Annotated in this window: 13 protein-coding genes and 5 pseudogenes; 8 read left to right on the top strand and 10 right to left on the bottom strand. The window is 68.0% G+C overall.

Annotation, left to right across the window (positions count from 1 at the left end; all coding sequences use genetic code 11):
• Window positions 1-198 precede the first annotated feature (198 nt).
• Window positions 199-405 (top strand): annotated as a pseudogene (locus tag OH809_RS01020) (IS5/IS1182 family transposase); the annotation flags it as partial.
• An 88-nt stretch (window positions 406-493) separates the two neighbouring features.
• Window positions 494-826, top strand: a complete 333-nt coding sequence (locus OH809_RS01025; protein WP_406424650.1) for a transposase family protein — start codon at window positions 494-496, stop codon at window positions 824-826.
• A gap of 47 nt (window positions 827-873) precedes the next feature.
• On the opposite strand, the gene OH809_RS01030 is transcribed toward OH809_RS01025, so the two are convergent.
• A complete protein-coding gene (locus OH809_RS01030) occupies window positions 874-1,242 on the bottom strand; it encodes a VOC family protein (protein WP_405482418.1) in 369 nt (122 codons plus the stop codon).
• Between the two features lie 481 nt (window positions 1,243-1,723).
• Between OH809_RS01030 and OH809_RS01035 the strand changes: the two are divergent.
• A pseudogene (locus tag OH809_RS01035) lies at window positions 1,724-1,801 on the top strand (XRE family transcriptional regulator); the annotation flags it as partial.
• Window positions 1,802-1,840: 39 nt separating this feature from the next.
• Here the strand turns inward: OH809_RS01035 and OH809_RS01040 are convergent.
• Entirely contained in the window at window positions 1,841-1,972 is a 132-nt protein-coding gene (locus OH809_RS01040; protein WP_406415458.1) for a hypothetical protein, read from the bottom strand.
• Between the two features lie 598 nt (window positions 1,973-2,570).
• Between OH809_RS01040 and OH809_RS01045 the strand changes: the two genes are divergently transcribed.
• A complete protein-coding gene (locus OH809_RS01045; RefSeq protein WP_406424611.1) occupies window positions 2,571-3,149 on the top strand; it encodes a hypothetical protein in 579 nt (192 codons plus the stop codon).
• Window positions 3,150-3,493: 344 nt separating this feature from the next.
• Window positions 3,494-4,488 (top strand): annotated as a pseudogene (locus OH809_RS01050) (IS5 family transposase).
• Here the strand turns inward: OH809_RS01050 and OH809_RS01055 are convergent.
• A complete protein-coding gene (locus OH809_RS01055) occupies window positions 4,425-5,384 on the bottom strand; it encodes a hypothetical protein (RefSeq protein ID WP_406514810.1) in 960 nt (319 codons plus the stop codon). The pseudogene OH809_RS01050 and the gene OH809_RS01055 sit on opposite strands and share 64 nt — an antisense overlap.
• Before the next feature lie 192 nt (window positions 5,385-5,576).
• On the opposite strand from OH809_RS01055, the pseudogene OH809_RS01060 reads away from it, so the two are divergent.
• Window positions 5,577-6,569 (top strand): annotated as a pseudogene (locus OH809_RS01060) (IS5 family transposase).
• 496 nt (window positions 6,570-7,065) lie between these two features.
• On the opposite strand, the pseudogene OH809_RS01065 reads toward OH809_RS01060, so the two are convergent.
• Window positions 7,066-7,311: pseudogene (locus OH809_RS01065) on the bottom strand (hypothetical protein); the annotation flags it as partial.
• Between the two features lie 324 nt (window positions 7,312-7,635).
• On the opposite strand from OH809_RS01065, the gene OH809_RS01070 reads away from it, so the two are divergent.
• Complete coding sequence (locus OH809_RS01070) at window positions 7,636-8,274, top strand: hypothetical protein (RefSeq protein WP_406415461.1); 639 nt, start codon at window positions 7,636-7,638, stop codon at window positions 8,272-8,274.
• Between the two features lie 675 nt (window positions 8,275-8,949).
• Here the strand turns inward: OH809_RS01070 and OH809_RS01075 are convergent.
• The 3 genes from OH809_RS01075 to OH809_RS01085 all read right to left on the bottom strand — a co-directional run bounded on the left by OH809_RS01075 (window position 8,950) and on the right by OH809_RS01085 (window position 12,201).
• Complete coding sequence (locus OH809_RS01075; RefSeq protein ID WP_406514811.1) at window positions 8,950-10,164, bottom strand: RNA-guided endonuclease InsQ/TnpB family protein; 1,215 nt, start codon at window positions 10,162-10,164, stop codon at window positions 8,950-8,952.
• Window positions 10,165-10,378: 214 nt separating this feature from the next.
• Complete coding sequence (locus OH809_RS01080) at window positions 10,379-11,563, bottom strand: GDSL-type esterase/lipase family protein (RefSeq protein WP_406415465.1); 1,185 nt, start codon at window positions 11,561-11,563, stop codon at window positions 10,379-10,381.
• 56 nt (window positions 11,564-11,619) lie between these two features.
• Window positions 11,620-12,201 (bottom strand): TetR/AcrR family transcriptional regulator, encoded by a 582-nt coding sequence (locus tag OH809_RS01085; RefSeq protein ID WP_406415467.1) that lies wholly within the window; start codon window positions 12,199-12,201, stop codon window positions 11,620-11,622.
• 84 nt (window positions 12,202-12,285) lie between these two features.
• Between OH809_RS01085 and OH809_RS01090 the strand changes: the two genes are divergently transcribed.
• Entirely contained in the window at window positions 12,286-12,777 is a 492-nt protein-coding gene (locus tag OH809_RS01090; RefSeq protein ID WP_406415469.1) for an FBP domain-containing protein, read from the top strand.
• 337 nt (window positions 12,778-13,114) lie between these two features.
• Here the strand turns inward: OH809_RS01090 and OH809_RS01095 are convergent, their stop codons facing one another.
• From OH809_RS01095 to OH809_RS01105, 3 genes are all read right to left on the bottom strand, one after another.
• Window positions 13,115-13,450: a hypothetical protein gene (locus OH809_RS01095; protein WP_406415471.1), complete on the bottom strand. Its 336-nt coding sequence runs from the start codon at window positions 13,448-13,450 to the stop codon at window positions 13,115-13,117.
• Window positions 13,451-13,512: 62 nt separating this feature from the next.
• Window positions 13,513-14,049 carry a hypothetical protein gene (locus tag OH809_RS01100; protein ID WP_406415473.1) on the bottom strand — a complete coding sequence of 179 codons (537 nt, stop codon included), beginning with the start codon at window positions 14,047-14,049 and terminating at the stop codon, window positions 13,513-13,515.
• A gap of 70 nt (window positions 14,050-14,119) precedes the next feature.
• Window positions 14,120-15,637, bottom strand: coding sequence for an alkaline phosphatase (locus tag OH809_RS01105; RefSeq protein WP_406415475.1), 1,518 nt, complete (start codon window positions 15,635-15,637; stop codon window positions 14,120-14,122).
• Between the last annotated feature and the right edge of the window lie 212 nt (window positions 15,638-15,849).

Genomic DNA, 15,849 nt, shown 5'->3' on the forward strand with positions numbered 1-15,849 from the left:
ACCGAAGAGCACGCCGGAGACACCGTGTCCCTGGTCTACCAGTGCCGCCTGCCGCTGTCCACGCACACCCTGCACTACCTCACCGACCTGCTGCGACGCCATCTCAAAGCGATACGGTCGAGGTGGCGGGCGCTGCCGCCCGGGAGGATCGCGGTGATTGTCTTGGCTGTGCTGCGGCACGATCAGCGCCTGGCCGACATGGCCGGCGGCAACGACATCTCCGCCACCACCATCCGGCGCTGGCGCGACGAGCTGATCCACCTGCTGGCCGCGAAGGCCCCTCGCCTGGACCGCGCCCTGAAGAAGATCGCCCGGCGGGGCGGCGAGGTCGTCCTGATCGACGGCACCCTCATCCCCACCCAGCGCCGTACCGGAGAGGCGAACCGCCCGAATTACTCCGGCAAGCATCGCCGCCACGGCCTGCACGTCCTCGCGCTGACCGACGAGCGGGGCCGTCTGGTGTGGATACGCCCGGCCCGGCCGCACCCACGACATCACCGCCGCCCGCCGCGACCGCATCCTGGCCCACCTGCGTGCTGCCGGCCTCGGCGCCCTGGCCGACCTGGGCTTCCTCGGCCTGGACGACGACGGGGACGATCCCGTGGTCGTCACCGGCTTCAAGGCCACCCGCGCCCGCAGGCTCTCATCCGCCGAGAAGGAGGCCAACCGGGTCCTGGCCGCCGGACGCGTCCCCGTCGAACGCGGCTTTGCCCACCTGAAGAACTGGCGGATCCTCACCAAGCTCCGTACTGACCCCGCCCGCGCCACCCACCTGTTTCGCGCGCTGCTCGTCCTGACGAACATCGAGGCCACTACCGACAATTGATCTCTACCGCAGGTAGCCCACGATCAGCACATGCCCCCGGAACAGCGTCACCGGGCCGGGATCGGCTGAGTGAGGTTCACCGGATTGCCGTCGGGGTCCTGGATGTGGGCGACCCGCTGTCCCCACGGCATGTCGTTGGGGCCGCCGCGGACCGAGCCGCCCAGCGCCTCCACCCGGCCGAGCGTCTCGTCGACGTCGTCGACACCGATGCTGAGCAGGATCCGCGACGCCGCCCCAGTCCCCGGGTTCGCCTTGGCCACCAGCCCGAGGTCGGTGTCGCCGATGCGCAAGCCGAGGTAGAAGGCCGGGCCTTCCGCCGGTACCCGGAAGATCTCCTCAGCGCCGAACAATTTCGTATAGAAGCCGAGCAGAACGTCCTGGTCGGCAGTCACGATCACTGGCTGGATGGTGGACATGGCACTCCTGTCGAGAACGGTCGTGTCGCTGGGTAGACCGTTCGAGGACGGTGAATTCATCGGCAAAACCACCCCGCCGGACGATCTACAACACAGACTGCCGCCCACGACCAGCACGAGCACCCCGAAACGAGGTCACGCCACCCCGCTGACCAGCCACTTCAAGATGGCGGACCTTCAATGAACGAAACCAGGAAGGGCGCCGACCTCTGCGCCGAGGTGTGGGACACAGCCGGTCGACTGCGCCCCCCGAAGGCCTAGCTGGTTGCGCGGGCTGGCCGTCCTGGACTTCACCATGGCGCGGACAGCGTCGACCGCGGGCGCCGCCGCATCGACCGCGACGCGCACTGGCCCCTCCTCAGCACCACGAAACGGCTTCGCCCCATCGCGTACCGCGCCCGCCACGGTCGGCCGGCGGGCAGCGGGCAAGCAAGAGCCTCGCCGACGGGGGGACGGCCTGCTCAGCACCGAGGAGAAGGCCGAGCTCGCCCAGCTACGGCGCGAGGTGCGGGAACTACGCCGGGCGAACGAGGTCCTGCGGACGGCCTCGGCTTTTTTCGCCGCACAGCTCGACCCGACCCGACCCAGGTGACCGCGCTCATCGACGAGCACCCGCAGCGGGGTCGCCCAGGACGTCCAGCGGGTCGGCGAAGGTCGCGAGCCACCTGTCGAAGCGGGCGAAGCACCGCATCCTCTCCTGGCTCACCGTCGACCAGCGCAGGGTCGCCACCACGGTCCTGAATGCCGGATTGCGCTACGAGGGCCGGGAGCCCTGCGGCTACGGAAAGGAACTCGGGTTCCGCAGCGGACCGACCTGGATCGTGATCGTCGCTGACACCACCTCCGGCTCGCCAGGCCCCCTTACCGAGGGCCTCCGCCCTCCCTGGGAGAAGCCCGCCACCCCCGGCAGGCTCCCCCGGCCCGGGTCCGTCGGGGGCTCCGGAACATCCGTGCTCACCTTGCTTGCCCAACCCGTGTTCCAAACCGACCGGCACAGGCCCCGGGTGGTCGCCCGGCTCCAAGAACAAGCGCCGGGTGTCGGCGTACACCCAAACGTGGTCAGGCAGGTACACGGCTACGTACCCAGCCTCGGCGGGCAACGTGCGCGCCCGCGTGTTGACGCTCCCTCCACTGCTGCAGGGGCAAGACGGCCGCGCTGCGTCCGATCCGGGGCTCATGCCCCGGCCACGCGGGCTATGGCTTCCATCTGGCTCCGGCCACGCAACCGGCCAGTTCACGCGTCCCTGACTCAGCAACAGGCGACGGGATGGCACCCGACGGTCCAGGACGAGCGGCGTGATGCAGTTGCCGTGCCAGCATGAGTCGCCATGATCAAGACGCAGACTACAGACGGTTGCCGAGGAGCCAGCGTGAGACACAACGTCGGATTGACGGTACCCCTGGCGGCTCTGGCGCTGCTGACCGCGTGCGGCGGTTGCGCGAGAGACACCCATACCTGCACCCTGATGGACTCGCCCGCCGGGATCCGGGTCAAGGTCCACCCGGAACTGGCGAACAGGGTGGCCGACGCGACTCTTACGGCCTGCTGGGACGGCACATGCCGGCAGAGCACGCTCCAGCTTCGGGAGACCCGCTCGGAAGAACCGCTGACCCCAGGGAACCCCGTGATGACCACGGAATCCCCCACCGCCACAGAGAACCCGGCAACGAGGCCCCCCAAACCCCCCGAGCCCTACACCTGGCCTGGCTTCGCGGCCGTCCGCGACCTCCCAGGAAAGCCGATACACGTCACACTGATATTCAAGAACCAGCAGGGCGCCACCGTGCTCGACCGACCGATCAGTATCACGCCGCAGCCCACCTATCCCAACGGCCGCAACTGCTCGCCGGGCGGCCACCAGGCACGCCTGACGGTCACGGAAGAGGGCTCACTGATCCCACGCTGATTGTGCGCTCCACAACGGATTTGGGCTGGCGTGGCGCTGGGACCACCGCGTCTCCAGGGCCCGGCTATCGGATAGCCCCAGCGGTCCGGCGTCCAGCCTGCTGGGTACGTTTCCGTGTACCCAGCAGGGTACTTTCCCGCGAACGCCGACACCGGGCGTCCCGCTGTCGGCAAGACGGTCAAAAGCGAACTCACGATCACCGCATATCAAACGGCCGGAGGACTCAGTAGCCTACGGCGCGAGCAACTCCGCCTGGAGCTGCGGAGCTAGGGCGTGTTCCAGGTTCAGATCACTGTTGGGTCAAATCGCTCCGCCGGAGTGGCTCGGGACGGTAGACATCCGGGGTGACGCGAGGCGATCTGACGGATGCAGAGTGGGAGTTGTTCGAGCCGCACCTGCCGCTCGGCGTGAGTGGACCGATCCCTGACCTGCGTAAACAGTTGAACGCGGTGATGTGGAGGTTCCGGACCGGGAGCCCGTGGCGCGACATCCCCGAACGCTACGGGTCCTGGTCCACCGTCTACGGCCGCTTCCAGAAGTGGGCCCTTGCGGGCACCTTCGAGACGCTGATGGAGCGGATGATCGCCGAGGCGGCCCGGCGAGGACAGGCCGATCTGGACCTGGTCAGCGTCGATTCCACCGTCGCACGCGCGCATCACCACGCGGCCGGCATGGCCGTCGAACCCGGGCTCCTGGAGGAACTGGTGAAAGCCGCCGAGGAGGAAAAGGGGCTCCAGCAAAGGGACAATCCGCCCAGGTGACGGCCGAAGGCGACCCGGTCGAGGAAGCGTTACGTGCCGAACGACGACGGATACGCCGCCGCCACAAGGCCCGCCTGAAAGCTGCCGCGTTGGGGCGCTCGCGGGGCGGGCTGACGGTCAAGACGCACCTGGCCACCGACCGGCGGTGCCGCCCGCTGTCGTTCGTGGTGACGCCGGGACAGGCGGCCGACAGTCCGCGTTTCGCCGCGGTCCTCGACCGAGTCAGGATCCGTGGGCCGGTCGGTCGGCCCCGCACCCGCCCCCGGGCCGTCGCCGCCGATAAGGCGTATTCCTCCCGCGCGAACCGCTCCTACCTGCGTAAACGCCGGATCCAGGCGGTGATCCCGGAGAAGAAGGACCAGGCCGCCCACCGCAAGAAGCGAGGCTCGAAGGGCGGCCGCCCCCTCTCCCACGACGCCGAGCTTTACAAGGAGAGGAACACCGTCGAGCGCGGCATCAACAAGATCAAGGAATGGCGAGGGCTGGCCACCCGCTACGACAAGACTCCTACCAGCTACCTCGCCGGACTCCACCTACGCGGATCGATCATCTGGCTCCGGAGTCTCCGCCCCACATGATCCGAACCTGGAACACGCCCTAGGTACTTCAGTGGAATAGCAGTGTCGACCAGCGAGCCGCCGCTACTTCCAGTGTCCTGGAGGGCCTGGAGGGAGATCACGTCACCGGCGTTCAGCTGAAGAATCGTGGACACCTGCTGCTGCCCGCCTTCGGCGAGCTCACGGTCACGGGCGACGGTATTGCCATTGATCATGATGAAAAGGATCTGATCGGCCGACGTCCCCGGATTCAAAAGGCTCCAGAGAATCTGCCCCTTGAGGAGGTAGCGGCCAGCGGTGTGGACCACCAGAGTCGAAGACGACGAATCAAACATCGCGTCAGTGTCGTACTCAGCGCCACTGAACTTGATCTGGGTGAGGGTGTTGTCCGGGATGACCTGGTTGACTTCGGCGAAAAGACTCGCGCCAGCATGAACCGTGGTCCCGGTGGCACCCGTAGCGCCAGTGGCGCCCGGCAAGCCTTGCGCTCCCGTAGCACCGGTCGGCCCGGTGGCGCCCGGTGCGCCCGTCCCGGTCGGCCCGGTAGCGCCAGTGACACCGGTCGACCCCGTAGGCCCCATAGGACCCGCCGGACCCGCAGGGCCAGTGGCACCTGGGACGCCCTGACAGTCGCCGCCCTGACGGCCGTAGTTCAGCCGGTGCTCGAAGGATGTCATGTCGGCCAGCTTGGACTGCGGCTTGTGCGGCTTGTGCGGCTTGTGCGGCTCGCAATCCTCGCCGCCATGCCCCGAGTGGCTAGCAATTCCGACACCGGCGGCACTTGCCGCAGCCATCGCCGGGCCAGCGACACCTGCCACCAGGACCAGCGCGAACGAAGCGAGCGCGCCGCCTACCATCCACTTGTCTCGCCGGGGCAGCGGGCCGAGATGCGACCCTGTCCTACGCTCAGGACTCATCTAATTGCTCCTCGTTCAGCGGGTTTGGGGATGATGTGAAAACCCGAGGGCGAGCTTGACCCCTGCGTGGCCGATAAATAGTGATACCGGGCCCGGGCTGGGCCGATTAGTCAACTAGGGCGTGTTCCAGGTTCAGATCACTGTTGGGTCAAATCGCTCCGCCGGAGTGGCTCGGGACGGTAGACATCCGGGGTGACGCGAGGCGATCTGACGGATGCAGAGTGGGAGTTGTTCGAGCCGCACCTGCCGCTCGGCGTGAGTGGACCGATCCCTGACCTGCGTAAACAGTTGAACGCGGTGATGTGGAGGTTCCGGACCGGGAGCCCGTGGCGCGACATCCCCGAACGCTACGGGTCCTGGTCCACCGTCTACGGCCGCTTCCAGAAGTGGGCCCTTGCGGGCACCTTCGAGACGCTGATGGAGCGGATGATCGCCGAGGCGGCCCGGCGAGGACAGGCCGATCTGGACCTGGTCAGCGTCGATTCCACCGTCGCACGCGCGCATCACCACGCGGCCGGCATGGCCGTCGAACCCGGGCTCCTGGAGGAACTGGTGAAAGCCGCCGAGGAGGAAAAGGGGCTCCAGCAAAGGGACAATCCGCCCAGGTGACGGCCGAAGGCGACCCGGTCGAGGAAGCGTTACGTGCCGAACGACGACGGATACGCCGCCGCCACAAGGCCCGCCTGAAAGCTGCCGCGTTGGGGCGCTCGCGGGGCGGGCTGACGGTCAAGACGCACCTGGCCACCGACCGGCGGTGCCGCCCGCTGTCGTTCGTGGTGACGCCGGGACAGGCGGCCGACAGTCCGCGTTTCGCCGCGGTCCTCGACCGAGTCAGGATCCGTGGGCCGGTCGGTCGGCCCCGCACCCGCCCCCGGGCCGTCGCCGCCGATAAGGCGTATTCCTCCCGCGCGAACCGCTCCTACCTGCGTAAACGCCGGATCCAGGCGGTGATCCCGGAGAAGAAGGACCAGGCCGCCCACCGCAAGAAGCGAGGCTCGAAGGGCGGCCGCCCCCTCCCACGACGCCGAGCTTTACAAGGAGAGGAACACCGTCGAGCGCGGCATCAACAAGATCAAGGAATGGCGAGGGCTGGCCACCCGCTACGACAAGACTCCTACCAGCTACCTCGCCGGACTCCACCTACGCGGATCGATCATCTGGCTCCGGAGTCTCCGCCCCACATGATCCGAACCTGGAACACGCCCTAATCGGCCCAGCCCGGGCGCCGGATGGAGCAATGGAGAGGGAATCGTCCTGAGCCCAGGAACTTGACGACGCCATCCGCGATCGCCGCTTCGAACGGCTCAAGGAACCGTTCCTGGGCAGTGAGCAGGAATGAGTCCCAGCTCACCGGTACGCCCCGAACGGTCTTGGGCGCACTGGTCCTCCGCTTTCGCGTCCCGGTCGGCGACGCATATCCCGTATGCGGTCCGTCCCGGGCGGGCGGAATTCCTACGACCTGGCCATATGGGTGTGGCCAGAGGCGACGGGGAGGCCCCGAACCATCTCGCTGGTGACACGGGGGCCCCGACTGCTGACGCCACACCCGGCATCCCAGATCGCACTGAATACGTTACGCACACCCCGCCGGACATGCCCGCAGCTCGTCGCGCCGTTCACCCAATCGTGCCCATGTTCGCCAAAACGATGTGTCTGCCCAGCAGTTGTGAACCCCTCGCCGACCGTGCTCCAGGTGGCACAGCTCGGTGATACGGGTGGCGTACGCGACGATCGAGCCGGTCGCCGATCCACGGCCCGGGCCGACGGGGATCTTCTGGTCGCGGGCGTGCTGGCAGATGTCCGCGACGACGAGGAAGTAGCTGGAGAAGTTCATCGGGCCGATGACCTTCATCTCGGTCTCGAACCGCTCCAGAACCTCGGCCGGGATCGGGTCGCCGTAGCGCATGGCGAGGCCCTTGAGGCACTCGGTCCCGGTTCCCCGGGCCCTGCCTCTCGAGCAGGCCCGAGTGGGCCGCACGGCGGTTCAGCAGTGACACCGCCCCGGTCAGTCTCGTCGTTGCATGCCCCGCATCTGCTGGTTCCTCACCTTGAAGGGCAGAGTGAGACATCACTCGACTGGCACATCAGGGCTCTACTCGTGCGTACTATCTCTAGACACTGCTGCACATTGCGGCAGTTGTGCCCTGCGGGTGTCCCAGTCAGCACAGACGGGACACCTGCCTCCACCCGCTCGCGGACCGGGTTCGTGCTTTTCACAGCCGTACCCGCGAGCTGCAGAAAGGCCCATGACATGTCCGAAATTCAGGTCCACACCACAGGACTGGCGTCCCAGTACATCGCCCAGGTGACGGGCGACCTTGAGCGCAACGTCAAGGAGCAGGAACGCCTCGGTGCGGAAATCGAGGCGTTGCAGGAGCAGTTGGGTGCCCTGCAACACGACCACTCCGTGCTGGTGAGCATGCAGGAGGCACTCGGCGGCGCGAGCCCCGCTAGCGAGGCTGACACCACGGCCGCGCCGACCGTGCCGCGCCAGGCCACCGCCGAACCCCAGCAGAGCAAGCCGAAGAAGGCGGCCGCCACGAGTGCAAAGGCGACGGCGTCCAAGAAGAGCGCCGCCAAGGCCTCATCCGCGAAGGCCACGTCCGCGAAGGCACCCAAGACAGACACCAAGCCGACCCTCGTCAACCTGATCCGCGGTCACCTGGAGCAGCAGAGCGAGCCGCGTTCCGCCACCGAAATCTCCGCCGCGCTCACGCACGCCCACCCTGACCGCGGCGTCAAGACCACCGTTGTGCGTACCACCCTCGAAGGGCTGGTCGCCAAGAGCCAGGCTCAGCGCACCAAGCAGGGCTCGTCCGTCTACTACACCACGGCGGCTGTCTCGGAGCCTGCTGCAGCCGACCCTCAGCAGGAGGCGGTGGCCGGCTGAGCACCCGCAGAAGCCCGCCACCAGGCCGCGGTCCGGTGGCGCCCCGGCCGGAACCGGGGCCGCCCAGTGAGAGTGCGGTGGTGGGGGCTGGGACGGGGCCGGTGAGGTGGCCTTTGTACAGGTAGTCGCCGGGCTGGCCATGGTAGGGCCAGTTCTGGGGCTGGGTGAGGTAGACGGCGTCGGTGCGGAAGGCGACGACGGTGCCGGGCGGGGTGTGGAGTGCGCCGACGAATGTGTTGTCTTCGCGCATGCGCATGGAGAGGAGTGCGGCGCGGGCGCCTGACCAGATGCTGGCGGCCCATTCGGGTGTGCGTAGGGGTCTCGGGTGAATCCGGTGGGGCGTTGCCAGGTGATGGTGGTGTTGTCGAAGCCGATGATTTCGGCGTCCGCGGGAACGTCGCGCTCTGCGGTGCGGGGGGTGGTTCCGGTGACGGTGCGTGGGCGTTGGGCGAAGGAGCCGATGCCGTACAGGAGGATGGCGCGCACGGCGCGGGAGGCGAGGTGGGCTGCGGTGCGCTGGGTGGGGTCGCCAAGGAGGTCGGCCTGGGCGGTGAGGTTGGCCCAGGCTTCTTTGAGTTTCCGGGACCAGCGCTTGTGCTCCGAAGGGCCGAGGTGCGGTGCGCCGACCAGGCGCGCTATGTGACTCCTCCCCGCCCTGAAGAGCGGGGCTTCTCGCTATGCCGGTTGGGCTTCGCGACGGGCCAGCCCGGCCCGTAGGACGTTGAGAGCCCCGGCTGTGTCGGCGTGCGCGGTGTGGCCGCATGCGACGCAGTGGAACTTCTCCTGTGTGGGCCGGTTCTCCTTCGCGGTGTGCCCGCATTCGGGGCACGTACGGGAGGTGTTGCGGGGGTCCACGGCGACCACTTCCCGCCCGGCGCTTTCAGCCTTTGCGTGCAGGATCGTCAGGAACACCCCCCAACCGGCATCGTTGATCGAGCGGTTCAGCCCGGCCTTCGCGGCGGCACCGTTGGGCAGGAAGGTGCCCGGCTGGTCGGGGTCCGGCTTGGAGGCGGGGGCCCTGCTCATGTTGCGGATCTTGAGATCTTCGTGCGCGATGACGTCGTGCGCGCGGACCAGGCCGAGGGCGGTCTTGTGCGTGTGATCCAGGCGCTGACGGCGCACCTTGCCATGCAGTTTGGCGACCTGCTCCACGGCCCGCCGGTGGTTGGCGGTGCGGTCCTTCGCCTTGCGGCGCGGGAACCGGGACAGCGCCTGCTGGGCGGCTTCGAGCCTCGCGGCGGCGCGGCGTCCGTGCCTGGGGTTCTCCACGAACCCGCCGCCCGAGTCGGCGAGGAAGTTGGCGATGCCCAGATCGATGCCGGCCACGCTGCCCGTTGCCGGCAGTGGCTCGGGCCGCTCCTGCTCAGCGGTCAGCACGACGAACCATTTGTGGCCCTCGCGCTTGACGCTGACCGTCTTGACCTTGCCCACTACGGGCCGGTGCTGGTTGACCTTGACATGTCCGACACCCTGCAAGCGCACGCGGGTGACAGGGTCGTGCGGGGTGGAATCCCAGCGGCAGCCGTCCCCGTCCTTCGGGAACTCCACCGTGTCGAACCAGTTCACCCCACGAAAACGCGGGTATCCAGGCGTCTCCCCAGCCTTGATCCGTCGGAAGAACGCCGCAAACGCCTTGTCCAACCGGCGCAAGGTCGCCTGCTGCGAGGAGAACGACCAACGCCCCTGACGCTCCGGGTCGAACGCCCGAATATCCTTCAACTGCGCCGACTGCACCCCGTACTTGATGCTCGTCTTCGATACATGACGGTAGGCATCACGCCGTTCCTCCAATGCCCCGTTGTAGAGCGAGCAGTGATCTCGCAGCATCTCACCGAGCGCCTGGCCCTGCCGGACGGTGGGCCGCATGAGGAACTTGTACGCACGAATCACCCAGCCACCCCCCTTCGGTCAGTCCGATCAACATAGCTGGCGCCACTGACAACGCAGAGCACTCCAACGCTCCGCGCCTCCGGTCCAAGGATCGCATTCCCGCCCGGCCTGAAGGCCGGGATTCCCTGCGAAGATCAGGGATGGTGAAGAAAGGACGGGGTGAAGGGACAACGCGGCCACGGCGACGGCCACGAACCCTCCCGATGGTCGGCGGTCAGCGGTTCTCCGCGGCAAAAGCGCCGTCTTCGCCGAAGGCGAGGTGGGCGAAGCGTTCGCCGATGCGCTGGTGAGTGGCGGGGTTCGGGTGCAGATTGTCGGGCAGCGGCAGTTCGGCGTGGTCGGTCTTGCTGTAGAGGTCGAGGCCGTCGAGGTAATGCAGGTTCGGGTCTCTGGTGGCGCGCTGATGGACGATGCGGGCCAACTCGTCGCGGATCACGGTGAGGGTCAGTTTCCCGGCAGCTGTTTGCGCGGGGTCGCCGGTGGCCACGAACCGCAGCCGCCCCTCGCTCATCGCGCTGAGGTCCGGGGCGGTGGGTCCGGGCGTGTTCTCGTGGATGGCACAGTAGATGGGCGAGACGACCAGCAGCGGGGTGGTGGGGTGGCCGTCGCGGATGGTGTCGAGGAAACCGTGAACGGCCGGGCCGAACGCGCGCAGCCGCATCAGATCGGTGTTGACGATGTTGATGCCGATCTTGATGCTGATCAGGTCGGCGGGGGTGTCGCGCATGGTGCGGGCGGTGAACGGGTCGAGCAGGGCGCTGCCGCCGAATCCCATGCTGACCAGCTCCACCTTGCCCAGAGCGGCGGCTAGGGCGGGCCAGATCCCGGTTGGGGTGGCGGCGTTGGAGCCGTGGCTGATCGAACTGCCATGGTGCAGCCAGGCCTTGCGGCCGCTGGGCGGTGGTGTGTGGACGGGGGCGTTGGTGCGCAAGGCGGCCAGCTGGGTGGTCTCGTCGTGCGGCAGCCAGATCTCGACGTCCTTCTCGTCGTCGGGCAGGCCGGTGAAGCGCAGGGTCTCCACCGGCCCGAGCCGGGTTTGTGCGGTTCCGGAGGCCATGTCGATGGTGAGCGTGTCGCCCTCGGTCGCGCTGGCCCGCCCCGCGAGCCGCCCGTCGACGAGGAGCTCGTACACCCCGTCGGGGCGTGGCGGCGCTCCGACGTAGACCCGTTTGGTGGCCACGACGTCCAGCTCGACGGCGGTGGCCCGGGTGCGGAAGGCCAGCCGCACCCCGGAGGGCTGTGACTCCGCCATGGCCAGCTGGCCGTCGGGGATCTGCTGCCGGGCGCGCGCGGGCAACCGGTGGGGCAGTACACCGCGTTCGGTGCGCTCCAGGTCGAGGGCGCCGCGCAGGAGGCCGGCGGTGATGGGAGTGGTGGTCCAGTCGTGGTCGGTGTTCATCTCGTCGGTCTCTTCGATCAGGAGGGTCAGTTGGCAGAGGCGGCCGGAAGGGTTGGTCAGGAGGTGGTGGGCCAGGTGCGCAGCAGGGCGTCGAGCGCGTTGAGGATCTCGGACCAGCTCTCCTGCGAGTCGGGGGTGCTGTGGCTGAAGCCGCCGGCGGTCTCCAGGCCGACGTAGCCGCTGAAGACGCTGCCCAGCAGCCGCACCGCGTGCGTCTGGTGCGGTTCGGCCAGGTTGTATCCGCGCAGGATCGCCCGCGTCATCTGGGCGTGCCGAACGCCGGCGCTGGCGGCCGCCGTCTGCGGGTCGAGCCGGAACTGGGCTGCGGCGAAGCGCCCCGGGTGCTGGAGCGCGTAGTCGCGGTAGACGTTCGCGAAAGCGGTCAGGGCGTCTTTGCCGGCCCGTCCGGCCACGGCGGTGGAGACCTGGTCGGCGAGTTCCTCCAGGGCGAGCAGGGCGATCTTGGTCTTGAGGTCGTGGGCGTTCTTCACGTGCGAGTACAGGCTCGCGGTCTTGACACCGAACCGCCGGGCGAGTTCCGCGGGGGTCGCCTGCTCGAAGCCGACCTCGTCGGCCAGCTCTGCCCCCGCCCGGACCAGGCGCTCCGTGGTCAGTCCTACGCGTCCAGCCCGTGCCATGTTCATCCTCCGAATCGCTTCTCATCCCTGACATCGATGATTATGCACTTGCCTAATTACATTAGGCAAATTAGCGTGGCTTTTATGAAGCCGCTGACTGAGCAAGAGATTCGTACCGCGTTTGTGAACTGCACCAAGGGCGAAGCCAAGCGCCTGAGCGTCCCTCGCGACCTGGCCGAGCAGTGCTGGGACGACCTGGACTTCCTGGGCTGGCGAGATCCCCAGGCCCCCGACCGGGCCTACCTCGTGGCCGAGCTGGACGGCCGCCCGGTCGGCATCCAGCTGCGCTCCTCCGGCGTCGGCTCCTGGCAGATGCGACGCAGCATGTGCTCGGTGTGTGTGACCACTCACACCGGGGGCGTTTCCCTGATGGTCGCGCCGAGGTCCGGGAAGGCCGGGCAGCAGGGCAACTCGGTCGGCGTCTACATGTGCAGTGACCTGGCCTGCTCCCTCTATGTACGCGGGAAGAAGGACGCGGGCATCGGCGCACGCCTCCACGAGTCCCTCACCCTGGAGGAGAAGGTCCAGCGGACCGTGGCGAACCTCGCCGCGTTCATCGCCAAGGTGACCGCGTGACCCGGGCCCGCCTCCCGATCCCACCCGTATCGCCGGCGCTGCCCGGCCCTGAAGTGGCCGACCGAGGCATCGGCTCGCAAACTGATCACTGCCCTGGCCGGCCCCTGATCTTCGCTCAGCCCTCATCCGCCCCGTTGCCGTCATCGTCGAGGCCGGGGGTGTCCTGGTTGCGCAGCGGACGCAGGCCCTCGCGCGGGACGGAGGCGATGAAGCTGTAGCGGCCCAGGACGTTCACGTTTCGTTGCTTGAGCGGAGACAGCCGTGCGACGTCCTCATCACGGAAGGGCGAGGATGCCCGCGATGAAGCTGGTCACGATGAGTACCTGCATGGCCTTGGTCATCGCCTGGCCCACGAACTCGCTGTTGAGCGAAACTCGATCTGGGCGCGGGTGGCGGGGCTGAAGCGGAAGCGGTACCTGGGCGAGGCGATCAGCTGCGACAGGTGCGGCCCCATCAGCAGGACCACGCAATGGTCATTGACGGAGCGGACCCCGCGGCCCATGCCCTGCTCGATCCGCTGCAGCTGCCGGTTGACCATCTCGTCGGAGTCGCCGAGCACGATCGCCTCGCGGCGAGTCAGACCGCCGTAAGCCTGCGGCAGTCCGTCCAGGACCAGCACCTCGCAGGCTTTGCGGGGCAGGTCGATCCCAGCGTACTTGTTGACCAGAACCACCAGGCCGACGTGCCTCTCGTTTGACAGACCCGAATCGAGGCCCGGCTACCGCCTTGGGTCGACTACTCGTTGACCAGTACGGGGATGGAGACCACCGCGGTGGCCGGAGTGCCGGTGAGATTCTTCGCGGGCACGGTGAAGTCGATGCCGTTCCCGGCCGCGCGCGGGCCGTCATGGTGGGCGTCGCCGTGCGCGTCCTCTCCTTCTTCCTGGTACTGGAAGCTGCCCGTGCCCAGCAGGCGGCCGTCGGCGTCGTAGTAAGCGGCACGTAGTTCCAGGGCGAGGACGTCACTGACATCAGAGGTGATGGCCACATGACCGGTGACTGTCGGCTTCTTCGTGAGGGCGAGACCGGTGACGCGTACCCGGTCGGTGAACGGTCCCTCCTCGATACGTACTTCGCCCCGCTTTGGCAGTGAGGTGAGTGTGGGAGCCGGGGCAGGGGCGGAACGCGGGGCGGGCAGGGCGGCCGGAGTGAGCGTCGGCAATGGCTGCGCATCGGCGCGGTCGGCGTCCGCGGCGGTGCTGCAGCCGGTGAGGGCCGCCAGCATGACGGCGCCCAGTGTGGCGAACGCCTGAGAGTGGGTGAGGTGTCTCATCGTCGTACTCCAGATGCATCCGGGCCGGGACCGGGAGGGGGAAACCCTCTCGGCCCCGGCCTCAAAGAGGTCAGCCGTGATGGGGCGCGGTGCCGAACAGGGAGCGGTACAGCTTTCCGTACAGCTCGGTGTTGTTCTGGCTGGCGGCGAAGGCGCTGCCGTTCGGACCATAGGCGTAGATGGGCACGTCGGCGCCGGTGTGGTTGCCGGACAGGTAGGTCAGCCAGAGGCTGGCGTCTTTGCTGCCGTCCTGCACACCCTTCGGGTCGTCGGGCGTACGGAACGTGGCGGGCGCGAAGTTCTTCGCGTCGCCGGAGCCCGCGCCGTTGACGATGCCGCTGGAGCGGGCCGCATCCTTGGCGCCGGAGGACGAGCGGGACGGGGTGCTGTTGTTGGCCGGGTTGCCCGCGTCGGTGTTGGCCGGGGGCGCGACGGCCTCGGCGTTGGTGTAGGTGCCCTTCTCGATGATGTTGAAGCCGGCGCACTCGTGGTCGGCCGTGACGACGACCAGGGTGTGGCCGTCCTTCTTCGCGAAGTCGTACGCTGCCTTGACCGCGTCGTCGAACGCCTTGACCTCGGCGAGTGTCTGGGCGGCGTCGTTGGCGTGCGAGCGCTTGTCGATCTGGGCGCCCTCGACCTGGAGCAGGAAGCCCTTCTTCGAGCGGCCGTTCAGCAGCGAAAGGGACTTCTTGGTCATGTCCGCCAGTGTCGGCTCCTGCTTCTGCGGGGCGTCCGCGGGCAGGGAGGCCTTCGCCTGCTCGACGCTCAGGTTGCCCCGGTTGAACAGGCCGATGACCTTCTTGCCCTGGGCCATGTCCAGGTCGGTCTTGGTGGCGACCTTCTGGCTGGCGGCGGTCTGCGCGGTCAGCGACGGGTCGCCGAAGCTGCCGAGCACCTGATAGCCCTGCGCCTGCAGCGCCTTCTGGTCGTCCGGCTCGAAGCGGGCGAGGCCGCCGCCGAGAATCACGTCCGCCGTGCCGTTGCGGGCGATCTGCTCGGCGATCGGCGTAATCAGCGTCTTGTCCTGGGGCGCCGGCTCATACGTGCCGTCGGCCTTCTTCGGCAGGCAGGCGGCGTCGGAGTAGACCGGGCCCTGGCAGCCGCGCAGCAGCGCGTGGCTGAACTGGGCCGCCGGAGTGGCGTCGGTGATCTCGGCAGTGGAGACGTTTCCCGTGGCGAAGCCGGCCGACTTGGCCTCCTCCATCAGCGTCGACACCTTCTTCTCGTACGTGTCGACGCCGATCGCCGCGTTGTACGTCTTGATGCCGGACGACCAGGCGGTGGCCGAGCTGGCCGAGTCGGTGACCAATGCGGGCTGCTCGCTGCCCTTCTCGACGGCGTAGGTGGCGACCGCGCCCGTGTACGGCAGGCGCTCCATGTTGAGTTTGCCGGCCGCCCCGTAGTAGCGGTCGCGGCCGGCCGTGACGTGAGTGCGGCCCATTCCGTCACCGAGCAGGTAGATGACGTTGCGTATCTCCTTCCCCTGACCGTCTTGCTGGGGAGCGGAGTTGGCGGTGATCGCCGTACCGGCGGCCACGACGCCGGTCAGGGCCAGGACCGTCAGCGTCTTCACAGGTCTACGTCGCATGCTCGGGAGATTCCCCTCAAAATGTGTGACTCGGGCCGCCGACGTTAGGAGCGGGACATGAACACGCCACCTTCCCTGGGCGTCGCCGAGTCGAACACCGCCGGCTCCTATCGGCCCCTCACGCGGCGTGCCAGGATTCCAGCCGTGGTTTCTGCAGACAGCTATCCGGCCGAGGGTGAAGTAGACCAGGCCGCCCGGACGTGTCTTGTCCT

Origin of the sequence: Streptomyces sp. NBC_00873 (assembly GCF_045207415.1) — a bacterium.
Classification (GTDB): Bacteria; Actinomycetota; Actinomycetes; order Streptomycetales; family Streptomycetaceae; genus Streptomyces.